The organism is Mesorhizobium sp. Root554 (assembly GCF_001427025.1).
Classification (GTDB): Bacteria; Pseudomonadota; Alphaproteobacteria; order Rhizobiales; family Rhizobiaceae; genus Mesorhizobium.
Map to the genome: position 1 here is coordinate 453,376 of NZ_LMGA01000001.1, position 932 is coordinate 454,307.

Genomic DNA, 932 nt, shown 5'->3' on the forward strand with positions numbered 1-932 from the left:
TTTCTCAAATGTTCTAAGGGCTGGGTATTCTTGCTAAGGACAAATTTCTCTGCCCATCCCCACAGCGAAAAAGAGCTCACGCCGCTTCTTCATGGCCGACCATAGACCTACGGTTTTGCGGGCTTCAACAAGGAACGAACATTCGGGACGCGGCTCAGCACGCTTCGCCTGGGCGTTGTTGCCCAAAAGCCACGATTTCACCTTCGGGACAGGGATTCGTTAACCACTGACAGCCTTCCAGCAACTCGTAAATGCGAGTGAGCGACGATGCCGGCAAAGAATCATGCCGATTTCCAGTTTCACCAGCCGTCCAAAAAAGCTGCTCAACGAATCTCGTGTTTTTTTCGTCGCTTGAAAGTCGCTTGTTGATTGTATGCGGGCTTTTCTTTATCCAGCGGGTCGCGCCGGAGAGGTGGCCGAGTGGTCGAAGGCGCTCCCCTGCTAAGGGAGTAGACCTCAAAAGGGTCTCGTGGGTTCGAATCCCATCCTCTCCGCCATTCGCTCAGACTTGTCTCAATTCCCTCGATTTGAATGTTCGGAAGCGCGCTCCTCGCAAGTCGGGCACAGTTACAAGGGGTGCCCGAACTGCATTGCGAGTCGGTTCAATGCTTTGAAAATGCGCGCTTCGAGGGCCCTGGAGCGTGCGGATTACTAACAACGGGTAAAGCCTGCGCAAAAAACGTGGCTTTTCTGCAACAGGCGGCGGTGGCGAGACAAGGCCCGTCGCAAAAAAGCGATTTGTTTCTTGTGATGAAAGTCCCGTTGCGTAATGTGGGCGCCGGAAAGGGTCGTTGGGTCTCTTTCCGGAGTGGGGATGGGGGCAGGGAGCTGTCCTTCCAGTTACAAACAACCCAGACCCTTTTTTAAACTTTTGACTGGAGGTCAGAAAATGAACATCAAGAGCCTTCTCATCGGCTCCGCTGCGGCTCTCG

Annotated in this window: 1 tRNA gene; it reads left to right on the forward strand. The window is 53.8% G+C overall.

Annotation, left to right across the window (positions count from 1 at the left end):
• Window positions 1-406 precede the first annotated feature (406 nt).
• Window positions 407-497: transfer RNA gene (locus tag ASD44_RS02140), tRNA-Ser, on the forward strand.
• Window positions 498-932: the final 435 nt, after the last annotated feature.